This window comes from Devosia sp., assembly GCF_014860165.1.
GTDB lineage: Bacteria > Pseudomonadota > Alphaproteobacteria > Rhizobiales > Devosiaceae > Devosia.
Genome location: NZ_JACZKG010000063.1, coordinates 60,916 through 77,726 on the forward strand (window position 1 = coordinate 60,916; position 16,811 = coordinate 77,726).

The window sequence follows — 16,811 nt, forward strand, 5'->3', positions numbered from 1 at the left end:
CGGCCGGCCGGGCAGGGGTAATCGAATGGTCGACGCAGTTCCGCTCTTCCGCATGGAAGGCATGTCCAAGCGCTATGGGGGCGTCCAGGCCCTCGACAAGGCGGACCTGATCGTCCGATCGGGAAAGGTCCATGCCATTCTCGGCGAGAACGGCGCCGGCAAGTCGACCCTGATCAAGATCATGTCGGGCGTGGTGGCACCTGACGAGGGGCGCATGCTGCTGGACGGTCAGGAGGTCAGCTTCGCCAGTCCCGCTGCCGCCAATGTCGCCGGCATCGTCTGCATCTTCCAGGAATTGTCGCTGATCCCCGATTTGTCGGTGGCCGACAACATCGTCATTTCCAACCCGCCAACTTGGCTCGGCATGATCGATCGCAAGGCGCAGCATGCCATTGCCATGGAGGCCCTGCAACGTGCCGGCGGGGCCGACATCCACCCCATGGAACTGGTCAAGAACCTGCCGCTATCGCGCCGGCAGATCGTCGAGATCGCCAAGGCACTGGCGCGCAAACCGCGGGTGCTTATCCTTGATGAGGCCACCTCGGCGCTGACGGCCGCCGACGTCGAGACGGTGTTCGGCGTGCTCAAGCGCCTGCGCAGCGAAGGCATCGCGCTGCTCTACATTTCGCACCGCATGCACGAGATCGCCGAACTGGCCGATGATTGCACGGTATTCCGCAACGGCCGCAGGATCGCCACCTATCCCGCCGGCAGCAAGACCGGTGACGAGGTGGTCGAGCTGATGATCGGCCGCGAATACAGTTCCGTCTTCCCGCCCAAGCTCGACACCGTCCACCGCAGCGCGACCCCGGTACTGGAGGCGCGCGATCTGCACTGGATGCAGCGGCTCAACGGCATTTCGCTGACCGCGCGGGCCGGTGAGGTCGTGGGCCTGGGCGGTCTGGACGGACAAGGGCAGCGCGAATTGCTGCTGGCCTTGTTCGGTGTGCTGCGTGGGGTCTCGGGCGCGGTGCTGGTCGATGGCGTCCAGCGGGTCATCAATGGCCCCCGGACCGCCAAGGCACCCGATATCGGCATGGCGCTGATCCCCGAAGACCGCAAGACCGAAGGGCTGATGCTGCCCATGTCGGTGCGCGACAACCTCTCCTTTGCGGCCATGAGCCAGATTTCGCGCGGTGGCATCATCGACAGGCGCGCCGAAAGCGCCGCCATCGACCGCATGATCAAGCTGCTGGCCATCAAGATGGCGAGTCCTGCCGCCGCCGTGGGATCATTGTCGGGCGGAAACCAGCAGAAGGTGGTCATCGCCAAGTGGCTGATGGTCGGGCCGCGCATCATCCTGCTCAACGATCCCACGCGCGGTATCGATGTTGGCACCAAACAGGAAATCTATGCCCTGCTGCGCAAGCTCGCGGCCGAGGGCGCGGCGATCATTCTCTACTCGACTGACTATGACGAACTGATCGGCTGCTGCGACCGTGTGCTGGTCCTCTATGACGGCGCGATCAAGCGCGAGCTGGTCGGGCCTGACATCACCGAGCATGCGCTCATCGCCTCGGCGCTCAATATCGATCACAAGGAGGCGGTGGCATGAACGGGTTGCGCTACAGCTTGGCCGAGCAGCGCGGCATGTTCCTCGCGCTGGCCATCTTCATCATCATGTTCGCGTTCTACGTTGCCAATCATCCGGCCGGTTTCACGCCCAATGTCGTGCAAACGGCCGCCAACAAGGGGGTGCTGCTGGCGCTGGTCGCCATGGCGCAGACCTTCGTGGTGTTGACGGCCGGGATCGACCTTTCGGTCGGCATGATCTTCATCCTCGCCAATTGCCTGGCCTCCTATCTGCTGGTGGGCACGCCGCCGATGGTGGCGCTGGGCGTAGGTGGCGTGCTGCTGACCGGTCTTGCCTGCGGGGCGCTCAACGGCCTGCTGGTCATCTATGGGCGGCTGCAGCCGATCGTCATCACCATCGCCACCGGTGCGGTGTTCTTCGGCATCGCGCTGTGGATCAGACCTTATCCGGGAAGTGCGGACGACTTTTCATCTGATCTCGCCGATGCGCTGACGGGCAAGGTGCTCGGTGTGTTCCCGGCAAGCCTGCTGTTCCTTATCCTGCTGGTGCTGGTCATCTGGATCCCGTTCCGCCGTTCGGTCATCGGCCGAGCCGTCTATGCCGTGGGGTCATCGGAGCCGGCAGCCTATATGTCCGGCGTGCCGGTGATGCGGGCCAAGTTCACCGCCTATGTGCTGAGCGGCCTCCTGGCCGCCATGGGTGGCCTCTACATGACCTTCTTCACCTATTCAGGCGAAGCGTCGCTCGCCAATGGCAACACCTATACGCTGAGCTCCATCGCCGCGGTGGTGCTGGGCGGGGTGTCGCTGTTCGGCGGGCGCGGTAGCGCCATCGGCGCCATCTTCGGAGCCCTGGCCTTTCGCGCCATCGGCGACTTGCTCTTCGTCTTCGATTTCGATCCGCTGTGGCAACCGCTGTTCCAGGGCGTGGTGCTGCTGCTGGCCGTATCGCTCGGTGCCGCGCGTCTGTTCCAGGTGCGCAACCGGCTCGACCTGTTCACCTGAGGCGCCGATGACCACAGACAAACTCGACGCCCCCGCGACGTCCCGCACCAATTGGACCAGCCGCATCGACCTGCCGGTCGCCACGGCCTTCGGCTGCATCATCCTGTTGCTGCTGGTAGGCAGTCTCTATTCGCCAAACTTCCTGTCGCCTGAATATCTGCTGCAGCAGCTCAAGGTCGGAGCCTTCCTGGGCGTCATCGCCACGGGCATGATGCTGGTGATCCTGCTCGGCCAGATCGACCTGTCGGTGCCCTGGGCAGTGACGCTGGGCGCCATGATGGCGTCAGCCGCCACGGCCTATGGGCCGATGGGTGAGGTGTTCGCCATTCCGTTCGGCGTGCTCTGCGGCGTCCTGATGGGCTTGGTCAACGGCATCGGCGTCGCCTATCTCCGTATCCCCTCTATGATCATCACGCTGGCGGTCAACGCCGTCGCGCAGGGGCTGATGGTGGCCTATACCGGTGGCTTCGCCCCGCAGGACAGCGCCTCGCCGGCCATGCGCTATCTCGCAGCCGGCACAATACTGGGCGTTCCCAACGCCGTCATCGTCTGGGCCATCACCGGTGCCGTTGCCGTGTTCCTGCTCGGCCGCACCACCTTTGGCCGCGCCATCTATGGCATCGGCAACAAGGAAGCGGCGGCCTACCTCTCGGGCGTCCCGACACAGCGCGTGGTGATGATCGCCTTTGCGCTTTGCGGCGGGCTGGCAGCATTCGGCGGCGTGCTGCTGGCCGGCTATGCCGGCAAGGCGGCCCAATCTATGGGCGATGCCTATCTGCTGCCCGCCATCGCCGCCGTGGTGCTGGGCGGCACCTCGATCCTGGGTGGCCGCGGCAACTATCTCGGCACCGTCGCCGGGGTGATCCTGATCACCCTGCTGCAGTCCATCCTGTCGGTGATGCAGATCGCCGAATTCGGTCGTCAGATCATCTATGGCGCCGTCATCATCGTCATGCTGCTGCTCTATGGCCGGGAGCGAACCGGCCGCTAGCGCGCCTGGTGCCATGGATTTTCAGGACAGCCGGCTGCATCGAGGTCGAATGCCGGGTAGCGACGGTGCTGCTGGTGGATGACTCCACTTGCACGGTCGCTGGTCATGTGTTTGATATGCGGACATCCACAGGGGTGCTCCGTATAGCCGGGGCTGAGACGCGGGCGACAAGCTTGCAAACCCTATCAGCTGATCTGGGTAATACCAGCGGAGCGAGGCGGGCGATGTATTCTGGCGCACAGATTTCCCTTTATCCCATGGCCGGCGATTTTGTCGGCATCATCCTGGGCGCACTGACGGCGCTCGACCCCTATCGGGAGCGGCTGCAGGTCGATACCGACGACCTCTCGACGCTGCTGGTCGGGGCGCCGGAGGTGGTGTTCCCGGCCATGCGCGACCTTTTCGTTGCCGCCGCGCGCAGCGGCGAACACTGCGTGCTCCATGCCACCCTGTCGCGCGGCTGCCCCGGGGAGCCGGACGACGCCATCTGCCATACGACTCAATATGGCGGCCCGCATGAGCCGCTCGAGCAGCGGAAGACCGCGGCACTCGATGCGGTGGGCACCGCACCGGTCACCGCCATGCAGGCCGCCGCGCAGTTTTCGCTCTATGTGATGGGCACAGACGATCACATGGACGAGATCTATGGCTGCATCGATTTCCTCAAGCAGTCTGGCGTGTTCGGCCGCGCCAAGAACTTCTGCACGAGACTGGATGGCGATGCCGGCGCGGTCTTTGCCGCGATCGAAGCCGCGCTCTGCCGCTTCGGGCCTCCCCAGGGCCATGTGACGATCGACCTGACTGTGTCGGCGAACAGCCCGACGCCGCGCTAACGCCCTCCGTTTTTCGCGCTTTCAGGTCCTCATGTCCAAGCCACCGCGCTTTGCGCGACCGTTTTCGAGGCTGCTCGCCAATGCCGCTCCCGCCCTGATCGCGGTGGAGGCGCTGGTGCTGGCCTGGGAAGGCTACGCCGGCTTGTCCGGCATTTCGCCGACCACCCTGCCGACGCCGTCGCGCGTCGTCAGCCAGGCTATCGAACATCGCGGCGCGCTCCTCGAAAACACCATTCCCACGCTCGGTGCCACGGTGTTCGGCTTTGCCTTCTCGCTGGTCGTGGCCTTCACTTTCTCGGTTCTCATCGATTTCTTCACGCCGCTCCGGCGGGCGCTGATGCCCGTCTTCGTGGTGAGCCAGACCCTGCCGCTGGTCGCTATCGCGCCGCTGATCGTGCTGTGGTTCGGCTTCGGGCTGGCACCCAAGATCATGCTGGTGGCGCTGGTTACCTTCTTTCCCATGCTGGTCGCCCTGCTGCAGGGCTACGCGGCGACCGATCGCGATATCGAGGCGCTGCTCGCCTCGATGGGCGCGTCGCGGGCGACCCTGTTCCGGCTGGCCCGCCTGCCTTCGGCTCTGCCCTATTTCTTCGCCGGGCTCCGCATCTCGATCACCTATGCGGTGGTGGGCGCGATCTTTGCCGAATATGCCGGCGCGGCCAAAGGGTTGGGCATCTACATGCTCAACGCCAAGAACAATTTCCGGCCAGATCTCGTGCTGGCGGCCGTCTCGGTCAGCGCGGTGCTGACCTTGGCATTGTTCGGCGCCGCCATGGTCATCGAGCGCCTCGCTACGCCGTGGTCGCAGCGCGACAAGGGGCGCCGGCCATGAGCGCAACGCGGCTTGAACTCAGCGATGTCAGCAAGAGCTTTGATGGCCTGGCCGTGCTGGACCGCATCTCGCTGCAGGTCCGGCACGGTGAGTTCGTTTCCATCCTGGGGCCTTCGGGCGCCGGCAAGTCCACCTTGTTCCAGGTGCTGACCGGCGGGGTTGCCCGCGACGGAGGGCAGGTTCGTTTCGATGGCGCCGCCCTGGGCGATAACAGTCCCTTTGCCTTCATGCCGCAGCGTGACGCCCTGATGCCGTGGCGGCGGGTTGTGGACAACACCACCCTGGGGCTCGAAGTGCAGGGGGTCAGTCGCGTCGCCGCGCAAGCCAGGGTGACGCCGCTCTTTGCAGAGTTCGGGCTCGATGGCTTCGAGCAGCATTATCCCGCCCAGCTTTCGGGCGGCATGCGCCAGCGCGCCGCCCTGCTGCGCACCGTGGTGCAGGATCGCCCAATGCTGCTGCTCGACGAACCGTTCGGGGCACTCGATGCGCTGACCCGGTCAGGTATGCAACGCTGGCTGATGACGATGTGGGCGCAGCACAACTGGACGGCGCTGCTGATCACCCATGACGTGCGCGAGGCCGTCTACCTGTCGGACCGCATCTATACCCTTACCGCCCGACCGGCCCGTGTCATGCGTGAATTCGCCGTGCCGATTCCGCGTTCACGCCGCGACCTGGCATCGGCTGAGGCCAGCCAGATCGAGGCCGAAATTCTCCATACCCTCCTCAACCAGCAGCAGGACCCATAAGCATGTTCACCCGCCGCCAGATCATCGCCGTGGCGATGGCCACCAGCTTCGCCACCACGCCCGTTCTTGCCCAGAACACGCCGGTCAGCATCGCGCTCGACTGGACGCCCAATACCAACCATATCGGGCTCTTCGTGGCCCAGGCCGAGGGCTATTATGCCGAGGCCGGCCTTGATGTGACGATCCTGCCCTACAGCGACGCGGCGGCCGGCACGCTCGTGGCCAACAGGGTGGCCGATTTCGGGATAATGGGCACGGTCAGCCTCTATACCCAGCGTACAGCGGGAGCCGACCTAGTCGCCACCTACGCTGTGACGCAGACGGAGACCGGCCGGGTGGTGTTCAACGCCGATCGGGCCGACATTCAGCGCCCCGCCGACCTGGACGGGCTCACCTATGGCGGCTTCGGCAGCGCCTGGGAAACCGCCCTCATCAAGACTATCATCCAGCATGACGGTGGCGAAGGTGTCTTCGAGACGGTCACGCTGGGCACTTCGGCCTATGAGGCTCTGGCCAATGGTGCGGTGGATTTCACCCTCGAAGTCTATACTTGGGAAGGGGTGAAGGCCGAGCTCGAGGGCAAGGCTCAGCGTGCTTTCCGCTATGCCGATTTCGGTGTGCCGGATGAGCACACCACTCTGATCGGCTCCAGCCAGGCCTATCTCGATGCCAACGAGAAAACGGCCGCTGCCTTCATCGCTGCCACCCGGCGCGGCTATGCCTTTGCGGTCGATCACCCGGATACCGCCGCAGACATCATCGTGGCAGCCAATTCCGACATGCTGACCGACCGCGCCCTGGTCGTCGCCTCGCTGCAGGCGCTCGTGGAGGGACACTATCTGCGGACGAGCGAGGGCGTGCTGGGCACGTTCGACCTGGCCAAGATGGAGGCGATGGGGGCCTTCATGTTCGCTTCGGGTATGCTCATGGATGGAAATGGGACCGCGCTCGCCGTCGCGCCGGATTTTACGACCTACTACACCAATGCCTATGCGGCCGAGAAATAGTTGGCGGTCAACCGAAGGCTTTCCATGGTCAGCTGCAACCCGCCACCTTGGGCGCGCGTCTAGACTAGACGCTGACTCCGAAAAGGCGGCCAATAAGCGCCGTGACGGCCATGGCAGCCGCACCCCAGAACAGAACGCGTGCGGTTGGGCGCAGTTTTGGAGCGCCACCGGCCTGGGCGCCCAGCGCCCCAAGCCCTGCCAGGCAGATCAGCGTCGTCACGACAACGACGGGAATGATCGTGCCGGCGGGCGCCAGTACCGCCGCGATCAGCGGCAAGGCAGCAGCCACGGTGAAGGTCAGACCGGAGGCCAACGCCGCCTGCAGCGGATTGGCGCTATGGACCTCGGACAGGCCAAGCTCGTCCCGGATATGGGCCCCAAGGGCGTCCTTCTCGCTCATTTCCCTGGCAACAAGCGCCGCCGTTGCCGGTGAAAGACCGCGCGATTCGTAGATGGAGGCCAGTTCCGCTTCCTCCTCGGCGGGCGTGTCGATCAAAGCCTGCTTTTCGCGTACTATGTCTGCCCGTTCGATATCGGATTGCGAGCTGACCGACACATATTCCCCGGCCGCCATGGACATGGCACCGGCGGCAAGCCCGGCCACGCCCGCGATCAGAACGGCTCCGGGGCTGGGGTCAGCCGCTGCGACACCGACGATCAGCGACGACACCGAGACGATGCCGTCATTGGCCCCCAGCACGGCGGCACGCAGCCATCCGGAGCGGTTGATGAAGTGGATTTCCGCATGCGCGGATTGATAGGGCAGGGGCATTTGCTTTCACCATGGTGTGCGGTCGTTTGATGCGATTTCGTCTGAATGACTGCTCAGTGTCCTGCCTTGGGAAGCACCATCACGGCTTCGAAGCCATCAACGGCGTCCGAAGCCGGAGAATGCAGCGTCAGCGCGCCGCCCGCCTGCTCGAGAATGGAGCGCGCGATGGAGAGGCCCAGGCCGCTGCCATCCGCCGTGGTCGCTCCACGCACGAATGGCTGCCCCAGGCGGGCCAGCTCCGCTTCGGCGACCAGGCCACCCTCATTGCGAACACGCACAATCCCGTCTTCGAGCAGAATGTGCACCATTTCGTTGTGCGCACCATGCTTGAGTGCATTCTCGACAAGATTGCGGACGGCAATGGCAAAGGCATCCGGGTCCATGGGTGCCGCCAGATGGGCTAACTTGGTGTCGATCTGCACGCGGTCGTGCCAGTCGATGCTGGAATTGATATCCCGGACCACCATTGTCAGCACCGGCAGCAGATCGGTTTCAAGGTCCGATCGGGCGAAGCCGGCCTCGATACGGGCCATCTGCAGCAGTTTTTCTGACAGCGTCGCCAGGCGCCTCACCGCCGCTTCGATCTCCCGCAGTCGTTCGGCGCCAGGCCCGCTTCCAAGCTCCACGGCAAGCTGCTGTGTCTGCGCCAGGGCTCCCGCGATCGGCGTCCGCAACTCATGCGCGCTGCGCGCGGCAAACGAGCGCTCGGCATCGAGCGCCGATTTCAGCCGAGACAGCAGCGCCCCGACCGCCTCCGCGATCGGGGCAAGCTCGGCCGGATGGCCGTCCGAACCCAAGGGCTGCAGGTTTCGGCTGTCGCGTTGGCCAATGTCCTTCCTGAGCCGCTCAAGCGGACGAAGCGCGAGGCGCATGGCCAGCCAGATGCCGCCCGCCATCAGCGGCAGCAGGGCGAGCAGTGGCAGGCCCAGGGCGGCGATGCTGTCGCGCAGGCCAGTCAGGCGACGATCACTGGTCTCGATGACGAGGATGGAGAAACCGGTCCGCTCCTCGGTCAGGCTGAAGGTGCGATGCCCATCGATGTCGGCAAGGCCGTCGGGCAGGTTGGCCGGAACGGAGAACGCTGCTGCATGCTGGTCGCGCAGCACGATCGCGCCGGCCCGGTCGCGCACAAGGTAGGTGAAGCTGGAATCGTGCGGCGCTGGCCTGCCGCGCACGTCGCCATCGTCTTCGTCCCCTTCACCGTCTTCACCAACAATCGAGCGCTCGCCATCGTGCCGCTCACGCAGGTCGCGGATGGCAAGGGGCAGGAGCCGCTGCGCACTCTGCTGCAGGCTGTCGTCATAGGCCTCATTGAGCTCATGCTGCATGACGCCCACGGAAATGGCCGCGGCTCCAACCCAGAGCAGGGCCATACCGGCGGTGAGACCAAGCGCCAGGCGCAGGGCAATCGAGGGGCGCCGCTTCATGCGTTCACCTGGTAGCCGAGGCCGCGAATGGTCTGCACGAAGTCGCGCCCGAGCTTCTTGCGCAATCGGCTGACATAGACCTCGACGGCGTTGCTTTCGACTTCGGCGCCGAAGGCATAAAGGGAATCCTCGATCTCGGACTTCGTGACGATGCCGCCGCGGCGCGCCAGCAGCCGCTCGAGCACGGCCCATTCCCGCGCCGTGAGACCGGCCTTTTTGCCGTCAACGCTGGCAATGCGCCGGCTCAGGTCGATGGTGACGCCCGCCGAGACAATTTCCGGCGCTGGATTGCCGCCATAGCGACGGGCGACGGCTGCAATGCGGGCGCCCATCTCGGCCAGATCGAATGGCTTGACCAGGTAGTCGTCGGCGCCTGAATTGAGTCCCTCGATGCGGACGGCGACCTGGTCCTGCGCGGTGGTGATGATGACCGGAACCGTGTTGCCAGCGGAGCGCAGGTCCTTGAGCAGGTCGAGGCCGCGGCCGTCGGGGAGGTTGAGGTCGAGCAGCACCAGCTCGTAGGGGACGCCGGCCAGAGCCAGCCGGGCATCGTCGATCCGCTGCATCCAGTCGACCGCATGCCCGCTGGACAGCACATGGTCGCGGATTGCCGCGCCCAGGACATGGTCATCTTCGATCAACAGGACTCGCACGTTCCGGGCTCCCCCGAGACCTCATAGTGACCCAACCTTACACCAGGCTGAACAACAAACAGCCGCCGCTTCAGCCTGCCGTCAGCTTCGCATGATCCAGTGCCGCATCGAATAAAGGATCAGGAGCTCGATCATGAAGAAACTCGCCGCAATGCTGATGCTGGCAACCGCACTCGTCGCGCCCGCTGTCGCCATGGCCCGGGACGTCACCATTGAGACGAGCCTGGTGCAATATTCTGGCCATGCGGCCTATCTGGCGGTTTATCTCACCAATCCGGACGGAAGCTACAATTCCACCCTCTGGGTCTCGGGCCAGAAGTCCAAATATTACGGCGACCTGCGGGGCTGGGCCCGCGCCGCCTCTAGCGCCGGATCACTCAATCTCGACGGCATCACCGGTGCCAGCGTCGGCGGCGGCCAGACCCTGACCGTCCATGCCAACCTCGCCGACACGCTGCTCGACGCCGGCTATCAGATCCACGTCGATACCGCGGTCGAGAATGGCGGCCAATATGCCGACGACGCGGTGATCGCTCTCACCTCCACGCCCGCCACGGCAACCGGTACGGGCTATGTCAACACCGTCTCCCTCGGTCTTTAGCGAGGTATGGCCATGCGCCGCTTCCACTCTCTCGCCGGCCTTGCAGGCGCCGTGCTCGTCATTTTCATGGCGACCACAGGGTTCATCCTCTCGTTGCAGCCAATCGCCGATGCCCCGACCACGGCCCCCGCGACTGGTGACCTCAGCGTGGCGACGGTGGCCGATCGCGTGGCGCAGGACCTGCCTGGTGTCGAGCGGCTGGTGCGTTCGGCCTCTGGGCAACTCGTCGCCTATACGCTGGAGGATGGGGTGCGCAGCGCTGTCGTCGTCGATCCCCAGACCGGTCTGGCGAGCGGCGCCTACGAGCCTTCTCCCCTCTTCACATTCGTGACCGACCTGCATCGCTCCTTTCTCATGGGCAGCTTCGGGCATGGCATGGCCGGGTTTTCCGCCCTCGCCATCCTCGCGCTCGCCGTGAGCGGCATGCTGCTGCTGGTCGCCAAGATGGGCGGGTGGCGCAAGCTCTTCTCCAGCTCGCGGGGCACCGGCGCGCAGCGGCTGCACACCGAGCTGGCCCGCATCGGGGTGGTCGTGCTGCTCCTGACGTCGATGAGCGGCGCCTATATGTCGGCGGTCAATTTCGAGCTGCTGCCCGAGAGCGCGGCCGACACATTCTCGTTCGCCCCCGCCAGTGTGGGCACGACCGTTGCACCCATTGCGTCGCTCGATGCGCTCGCGGCTACCCCGCTCTCCGCGCTTCGCGAACTGAGCTTTCCGGCCGTTGGCGACGCGAGTGATGTCTTCACGGTGACCACGAGTGCCGGTCTCGGCTATGTCGACCAGGGCACCGGCGCAATGCTCGCCTTCACGCCCAATGACGCCTGGCAGCAGGCCTACGAGTTCATCTACCTGCTCCATACCGGCCAGGGCGCCCCCATGGTCGCGCTGCTGGTGGGCCTCGGCGCCCTGGCAGTACCCCTGCTGGCGCTGACGGGGACTATCATCTGGTGGACGCGCCGCAGCAGCACGCCCCGCATAGTCCATAACGCGCCCTGGCGTGATGCGGAGACCATTGTCTTGGTCGGCAGCGAGGCCGGCAGCACCTGGGGCTTTGCGGCCACGCTGCACGATGCCCTGCGGCAACACGGCCAGTGTGTCCATGTCGCTCCGATGAACGACCTGCGCGGCAGCTATCCCCGCGCCACGCGGCTGATCGTGCTCGCCGCAACCTATGGGGACGGCGCCGCGCCGGCCTCGGCGCGCCAGTTCCTGGGCAAGCTCGAACGCTTCGCCTCGACACCCAGCTTTTCCGTGCTGGGGTTTGGCGACCGCAGCTTCCCCCGCTTCTGTGGCTTTGCCGCCCAGGTTGATGGCGCACTCGAAGCCAGGGGCCTCCGCCGCCTCGTCCGGTTCAGTAGTATCGACCGCCAGTCGGCAGGAGACTTTGCAGAATGGGGCCACCTGCTCGGCGCGCAACTTGGCCTGCCCCTGTCGCTGAGCCATGTCGCCAAACTGCCGACGACCCGCAAGCTCGTGCTTGCCGATCGCACGCTCTATGGCGTGGAGGTCCAGGCGCCCGTCGCAGTGCTCAAGCTGGCCGCTCCCCAGACGCGTCTGGCCTGGCTCGGCGGTGGCCTGCCCCATTTCGAAGTCGGGGACCTGGTGGGCATCATCCCGCCCGGCAGCGACGTCCCCCGCTACTACTCCCTCGCCTCTTCATCGCGCGACGGCGTGCTGGAAATCTGCGTCCGCAAGCAATCGGGCGGGCTGTGCTCGGAATTCCTGCATGCGCTGTCGCCCGGTGACGCGGTCGACGTCTTCATCCGCCCCAATCCCGCTTTCCGCCCCGCACGCGGGCGCCGGCCTCTGATCCTGATCGGCGCCGGTGCCGGTGTGGCCCCACTGGCAGGCTTCGTGCGCCACAACCGCAACCGCCGTCCCATGCATCTGTTTTTTGGCGGACGCGATCCGGCCTCGGATTTTCTCTATCGCGATGACCTGAATGAGGCATTGGACGACGGGCGCCTGGCGTCGCTGAACACGCGTTTCTCCCGCGTCCTGGGCGGTGGCTACGTGCAGGGCCTGCTGATCGATGAGGCCGATGCCCTCCGCGACCTCGTCCGCCAGGGTGCCCAGATCATGGTCTGCGGTGGGCGCGACATGGCTGAAGGCGTGCGCGCCGCGCTCGACCTGTGCCTGGCCCCGCTTGGCCTTTCGGCCGCGGCCCTCAACCAGAAGGGGCTCTATCTTGAAGACGCTTACTGAGTTGAGCGAGCGGCCGCGTTTCGCCCCGATATCGGTACCCCTCGACCGGCAGGTCATAAGCGGCCCGACCATGGGCACGCGCTATTCCGCCGTGTTCTACGCTCCCCCGACTGCTGATCTACCCGAGCTGCGCCGTGAGTTGCAGGCGGCGGTCGATGCGGTCGACGCCCAGATGTCGACCTGGAAGCCCGACTCCCACCTGATGCGCTTCAACCGCGCTCCGACCAACTCCTGGTTTCCCGTGCCCCGGCAGCTCGCCACGGTGCTGGCGGCGGCGATCGATATCGGTCGCCAGTCGAACGGTGCCTTCGATATCGGCGTTGGCGATCTGGTCGCGGTATGGGGTTTTGGCGGCGGGAGCCAAAACCACCGAAATGACGACGTCGCCGCTGCGCGGGCAGGGGCAGGCATACCGGCCCATCTCTGCCTGGAGTTGGACCCAGGGCAGCGTCACATCCGCAAGCGCGCCGAAATATCGCTCGACCTGTCCGGCATCGCCAAAGGCTTTGGCGTTGACGAGCTTGCCGGCGTGCTCCTCGCACATGGCATCGCCCATTTCCTCGTCTCGATCGATGGGGAGCTGCGCGCATCGGGCGGCAAGCCTGACGGCTCGCCCTGGCGCGTCGCCGTGGAGAGACCTGACGTCGGACGGCGCGCGGCGCAGGGTGTGATCGAGCTGACCGATGGCGCCGTCGCCACATCGGGCGACTACCGACACTTCGTCGATATCGGCGGCATCCGCTACGCGCACACCATGGACCCGCGGCGGCGAATGCCGCTTGCCGATGGGCCGGCCGCCGTGACCGTGTTGGCTGAGACCTGCATGGCCGCCGACGCCTGGGCAACCGCTCTGCTCGTCCTGGGACCCGCCGCCAGCGGCGAGATCGTATCGACCTACGGGCTTGAGGCCCTGTTCACCGAACGGCCACCAGGCGTTGCAGCGACCACCACCCAACACCCCATATCCAAGGAGGACTGACCATGAACGCACCAACCATCCGACTGGCCATCGCGCTTTGCAGCCTGGGCGCTGCGCTCCCCGCTGCCGCGGCCGATATCCGTGGCCAATTGACGCCCGATCTCATCTACCAGCACTGCAAGACGGCCGGCGTCGGCAGCGAGATCGAAGGCACCTTCATGCTGCCCGGCGGGAGGGTGACTGGCACGGTGCTCTGCACCGAGGCCGATCTCGCTGCCTCCAACATGCTGGCAGCGAGACACGGCGATGACGAAGACGACGACGATCACGAGGACGACGACGACAACGATTGAGCTAACTCGAGCGGCACGCCGCTCGAGCACCTCGACGCCATGACTGCCGTCAGCGGACGACGCGCTTTCCGGTTTCGGTGTCGAACAGGTGCAGCAGGTTGTGGTCGAAGCCTATGCCGATGGTTTGACCGGGAGCCGCACTGATCCGCTCCCGGAAGACCCCGACAAGGTCCTGTCCGCCCAGGCTTAGCGTGACCTGGGTTTCAGAGCCGGTGGGCTCGATGACCACAACTTCTGCCAGGGTTCCTGCGGGGTCGAGGCGCAGGTGCTCGGGGCGTACCCCCAGGGTAATGGGGCCATCCGTGACGCCGGCTGGCAGGGTGCCCAGATCGATACTCGTGCCGTCGGCAAAGCGGAACTTGGATCCGGTAATCGAGCCATCAACGATGTTCATGGCCGGCGAGCCAATAAAGCCTGCGACGAACAGGTTGGCGGGGTGGTCGTAGAGTTCCAGGGGCGTGCCGATCTGTTCGATATTGCCTGAATGCATGACCACGATCCGGTCCGCCATGGTCATCGCCTCGATCTGATCGTGCGTGACATAGACCGTGGTGGTCTTGAGGCGCTGGTGGTTGAGCTTGATTTCGCTCCGCATCTGCACGCGCAGCTTGGCGTCCAGATTGCTCAGCGGCTCATCGAACAGGAACACGGTCGGATTGCGCACGATGGCACGACCCATGGCGACGCGCTGCCGCTGCCCGCCCGACAGGTGGCGCGGATAGCGCTCGAGGTAGGTATCGAGTCCCAGAATAACCGCAGCGCTGGTGACGCGGCGCTTGATCTCTTCCTTCGGCACTCGGGCGAGGCGGAGCGAAAACGCCATGTTTTCTTCGACGGTCATGTGGGGATAGAGGGCGTAGGACTGGAACACCATGGCGATGTCGCGATCCTTGGGTGCCAGATCGTTGACGACCGTGCCGGCGATTTCGATCTCGCCACCGGTAATGTCCTCCAGGCCCGCTATCATTCGCAGCAAGGTGGATTTTCCGCAGCCGGAGGGTCCAACCAGGATGACGAATTCGCCATCGGCAATGTCAATCGACACCCCGTGCAGCACTTCCAAGCTGCCATAGTTCTTTCGAACATCCCGGATCGTCACGGCACCCATCTTGTCCTCCCTAGATCGACTGTCGACGCTCACCCGCCCCGCATTTGCCGGGAGCGGTTGGTGACCCCAAAACACCGGACGCGACCATCTCGACAGCACTCCGCCCTCCCCGGCGGATAGCGCGGATCGTCGCATCCTGACTTCGTGTCTAATGGGATGGTTGGAGCTCATCAAGTCTTTTGTGGGACAAAAGGTTGACTCGGCGACCGATCATCTCCTAATTCTTGATGTATTCACCGCTAATGATGGGACAAAAGACCACCCGGCGGATGAAGCGTGTGGCGGAGCGGGAGGCTCCCTCACCCGGGAGGACGAGGCGCATTGCGAGGGCTTTCACGCCACCCAACGGGCTTGCGAGCGCTTGGCCATGTTTCAACAGGAGGAGACGGAAGCATGACGTCGAATAAATTCAGCCGCCGCGACGTATTGAGGACCGGCGGTGCCGCGGGCATCGGCCTGTGGGCAGCCAGCAACGGCTTGCCCGCCTTTGCGCAGGACGCCGCCCCGGAAATGGACTTGCCACAGGGCGCCGCCGGCAAGCTGACCGTGATTCACCGGACCGAGTATTTCGAAGCGGCACAGAACCTGTTCCGCGACACGGTCACCAAGTTTGCCGCGGCCAACAATTCCGAGCTCGATATCTCGACGACCAACCCGGAATCGTTTGGCGATTTCCTGGGCAAGATGTCGGCCGCCGTGCAGGCGGGCAACCCGCCGGACTTGGCCTATACCAGCAACGTCTCCGTGCCACAGATGCACCTTCTGGGTCTGCTCGAAGACGTCAACGACGTGGTCGAGGAGGCCATCAGCAAGTACGGCAACGTTATGCGCGGCATCAATGCCGAAAAGATCGGCAAGATCGACGGCAAGTGGATGGCAATTCCGTTCATCGCCAACACCACCGGCACGTTCTTCCGTGGCGACAAGCTGAAGGAAAAGGGTATCGATCCGCAGACCCTGGACACCTGGGAAAAGCGGCGCGAGGCGGCTCTGGCCATCTCTGACCCGGACAACGAGTTCTGGGGCTGGGGCCTTACCGTCAACCAGTCCGGCGACGGCTGGGGTGTGGCATCGGGTATCCTCAACGCCTTTGGCGGCCACTTCACCGACGAAACCGGCACCAAGGTGGAGTTCGACTCGCCCGAAACTGTTGCCGCCTACGAGTTCGTCCGCGAAACCTACGACCGCAACGGCAAATATGCCGCCATGCTGCCCCCGGGCGTCGAGAGCTGGGGGGACATTTCCAACAACGAAGCCTATCTCGCCGGCAGTATCGGCTATACCCACAACGCCTTCTCCGTCTATGCGGCGGCCAAGCGAGACAACAACCCGGTCTTCCCGGGCACGATCCTGCTGCGTCAGCCGAACGCCAACAACGGCGATAGTCGCGACGGTGGTGCAGTGGGTGGCTGGCTGACGATCTTCAAGGGTGCACCCAATGTCGATCTTGCCAGGAAACTGGCGCTCGAGCTGCTCGATCCGGCCAACTTCACCCCGATGTCCGCGGTTGCGGGCGGGCTGTTCATGCCGGCATACGAGAATCTGTGGACCGATGAACTGATTGCGGCCGACCCGAACTACGCGATCATCAAGGATCAGGTCAGTGTTCCTGAGCCCTTCATCGGTGCCTCCTGGCCCGCTCAGCCTGCGGCGCAGATCGACGCCATCCGCGCCCAGGGCGTGCTGGAACAGTCCATGGGCAACGTGATTGCCGGCCGCATGACCTCCCAGGAAGCCGTAACCGACGCGCACAACAAGATCGTCCAGATCTTCGAAGAAGGCGGCATCATGTAGCCGCAGGGGCGCGCGACGGGGTCGGGTTG

16 protein-coding genes and 1 riboswitch are annotated in these 16,811 nt (G+C 64.9%); of the genes, 12 read left to right on the plus strand and 4 right to left on the minus strand.

Annotated elements, in window-relative coordinates:
* Window positions 1–25: 25 nt before the first annotated feature.
* The 7 genes from IH615_RS15710 (at window position 26) to IH615_RS15740 (ending at window position 6,950) form a co-directional block, all read left to right on the plus strand.
* The gene (locus IH615_RS15710; RefSeq protein ID WP_291363203.1) at window positions 26–1,555 is read left to right on the plus strand and encodes a sugar ABC transporter ATP-binding protein; all 1,530 of its coding nucleotides are present in this window, start codon (window positions 26–28) and stop codon (window positions 1,553–1,555) included.
* Window positions 1,552–2,538 carry an ABC transporter permease gene (locus tag IH615_RS15715; protein ID WP_291363205.1) on the plus strand — a complete coding sequence of 329 codons (987 nt, stop codon included), beginning with the start codon at window positions 1,552–1,554 and terminating at the stop codon, window positions 2,536–2,538. Before IH615_RS15710 ends, IH615_RS15715 begins: the two co-directional genes overlap by 4 nt.
* A 7-nt stretch (window positions 2,539–2,545) precedes the next feature.
* Entirely contained in the window at window positions 2,546–3,529 is a 984-nt protein-coding gene (locus IH615_RS15720) for an ABC transporter permease (protein ID WP_291363207.1), read from the plus strand.
* A 120-nt stretch (window positions 3,530–3,649) separates the two neighbouring features.
* Window positions 3,650–3,763, plus strand: a riboswitch (TPP riboswitch).
* On the plus strand, window positions 3,754–4,362 hold the full coding sequence (locus IH615_RS15725; RefSeq protein ID WP_291363209.1) for a YkoF family thiamine/hydroxymethylpyrimidine-binding protein: 609 nt from the start codon (window positions 3,754–3,756) through the stop codon (window positions 4,360–4,362). It overlaps the preceding riboswitch by 10 nt.
* Window positions 4,363–4,393: 31 nt before the next feature.
* Complete coding sequence (locus tag IH615_RS15730; RefSeq protein WP_291363211.1) at window positions 4,394–5,194, plus strand: ABC transporter permease; 801 nt, start codon at window positions 4,394–4,396, stop codon at window positions 5,192–5,194.
* Window positions 5,191–5,943 carry an ABC transporter ATP-binding protein gene (locus tag IH615_RS15735; protein WP_291363213.1) on the plus strand — a complete coding sequence of 251 codons (753 nt, stop codon included), beginning with the start codon at window positions 5,191–5,193 and terminating at the stop codon, window positions 5,941–5,943. The genes IH615_RS15730 and IH615_RS15735 overlap by 4 nt, the downstream gene beginning before the upstream one ends.
* Window positions 5,940–6,950: an ABC transporter substrate-binding protein gene (locus IH615_RS15740; RefSeq protein ID WP_291363274.1), complete on the plus strand. Its 1,011-nt coding sequence runs from the start codon at window positions 5,940–5,942 to the stop codon at window positions 6,948–6,950. The genes IH615_RS15735 and IH615_RS15740 overlap by 4 nt, the downstream gene beginning before the upstream one ends.
* Before the next feature lie 64 nt (window positions 6,951–7,014).
* Here the strand turns inward: IH615_RS15740 and IH615_RS15745 are convergent, their stop codons facing one another.
* The 3 genes from IH615_RS15745 to IH615_RS15755 are packed head-to-tail and all read right to left on the minus strand — an operon-like array spanning window position 7,015 to window position 9,802.
* A complete protein-coding gene (locus tag IH615_RS15745) occupies window positions 7,015–7,722 on the minus strand; it encodes a VIT family protein (RefSeq protein WP_291363215.1) in 708 nt (235 codons plus the stop codon).
* 53 nt (window positions 7,723–7,775) lie between these two features.
* The gene (locus tag IH615_RS15750) at window positions 7,776–9,149 is read right to left on the minus strand and encodes a HAMP domain-containing sensor histidine kinase (protein WP_291363217.1); all 1,374 of its coding nucleotides are present in this window, start codon (window positions 9,147–9,149) and stop codon (window positions 7,776–7,778) included.
* Window positions 9,146–9,802 (minus strand): response regulator transcription factor, encoded by a 657-nt coding sequence (locus IH615_RS15755; protein ID WP_291363219.1) that lies wholly within the window; start codon window positions 9,800–9,802, stop codon window positions 9,146–9,148. Before IH615_RS15755 ends, IH615_RS15750 begins: the two co-directional genes overlap by 4 nt.
* Window positions 9,803–9,935: 133 nt before the next feature.
* Between IH615_RS15755 and IH615_RS15760 the strand changes: the two genes are divergently transcribed.
* From IH615_RS15760 to IH615_RS15775, 4 genes are read left to right on the plus strand one after another with little or no spacing between them, the layout of a single operon-like run.
* Window positions 9,936–10,403: a DUF2271 domain-containing protein gene (locus IH615_RS15760; RefSeq protein ID WP_291363221.1), complete on the plus strand. Its 468-nt coding sequence runs from the start codon at window positions 9,936–9,938 to the stop codon at window positions 10,401–10,403.
* 12 nt (window positions 10,404–10,415) lie between these two features.
* On the plus strand, window positions 10,416–12,608 hold the full coding sequence (locus IH615_RS15765) for a PepSY domain-containing protein (RefSeq protein ID WP_291363222.1): 2,193 nt from the start codon (window positions 10,416–10,418) through the stop codon (window positions 12,606–12,608).
* Window positions 12,592–13,587, plus strand: a complete 996-nt coding sequence (locus IH615_RS15770) for an FAD:protein FMN transferase (RefSeq protein ID WP_291363224.1) — start codon at window positions 12,592–12,594, stop codon at window positions 13,585–13,587. The genes IH615_RS15765 and IH615_RS15770 overlap by 17 nt, the downstream gene beginning before the upstream one ends.
* 2 nt (window positions 13,588–13,589) lie before the next feature.
* Window positions 13,590–13,880, plus strand: coding sequence for a hypothetical protein (locus IH615_RS15775; protein WP_291363226.1), 291 nt, complete (start codon window positions 13,590–13,592; stop codon window positions 13,878–13,880).
* A 49-nt stretch (window positions 13,881–13,929) separates the two neighbouring features.
* Here the strand turns inward: IH615_RS15775 and ugpC are convergent, their stop codons facing one another.
* Entirely contained in the window at window positions 13,930–14,988 is a 1,059-nt protein-coding gene (ugpC, locus tag IH615_RS15780; protein WP_291363228.1) for a sn-glycerol-3-phosphate ABC transporter ATP-binding protein UgpC, read from the minus strand.
* Window positions 14,989–15,381: 393 nt separating this feature from the next.
* On the opposite strand from ugpC, the gene IH615_RS15785 reads away from it, so the two are divergent.
* Window positions 15,382–16,782, plus strand: a complete 1,401-nt coding sequence (locus IH615_RS15785; RefSeq protein WP_291363230.1) for an extracellular solute-binding protein — start codon at window positions 15,382–15,384, stop codon at window positions 16,780–16,782.
* Window positions 16,783–16,811 lie beyond the last annotated feature (29 nt).